Annotated in this window: 1 protein-coding gene; it reads left to right on the forward strand. The window is 32.5% G+C overall.

Annotated features, from left to right (window positions below; genetic code table 11):
- Window positions 1-109: 109 nt before the first annotated feature.
- A partial coding sequence (locus tag R7E38_RS23010; protein WP_318082156.1) for an NAD-dependent epimerase/dehydratase family protein occupies window positions 110-658 on the forward strand: 549 nt, incomplete at its 3' end.

The following is a 658-nucleotide window of genomic DNA, read 5'->3' on the forward strand; positions in this document are numbered from 1 at the left end:
TCACAGCATCATTAAATTCAATATAACCAAGAGGTATCGCTAGTTGATTAGCTTTACATATCAATAAATTACTACTATTTTTGTTGTATGCGTCTTATGGTGTTAATTTATGAAGTACTTAGTTACAGGTGCGGCAGGTTTTATTGGTAGTGCAACTATTAGAAAACTAAACTCATTAGGAAATGAGGTTATAGGTATTGATAATATCAATGACTATTATGATGTTGAGTTAAAGTATGCAAGATTGAATTTTATAAAAAATCCATTGTTTCGATTCTTTAATATGGATATATCAAATAAAAATGAAATAGAACGTTTATTTGAGAAAGAAAAGTTTGACAGAGTTATCCATCTTGCCGCACAGGCTGGTGTTAGATATTCACTTGTAAACCCACATTGTTACGCTGAATCGAATTTAAGTGGATTTTTAAACGTCTTAGAAGCTTGTCGTAAAAGCCATATCAAGCATTTCATATATGCATCTTCCAGCTCCGTTTACGGCTTAAACAATAAAGTGCCTTTCTCTACATCGGATAATGTTGATCACCCCGTTTCTTTATATGCAGCGACTAAAAAATCTAATGAATTGATGGCGCATAGTTATTCTCATCTCTATCAACTTCCTACAACAGGCTTACGTTTTTTTACTGTGTATGGT

This window comes from Vibrio sp. Vb2131 (assembly GCF_033338535.1).
Classification (GTDB): domain Bacteria; phylum Pseudomonadota; class Gammaproteobacteria; order Enterobacterales; family Vibrionaceae; genus Vibrio; species Vibrio alginolyticus.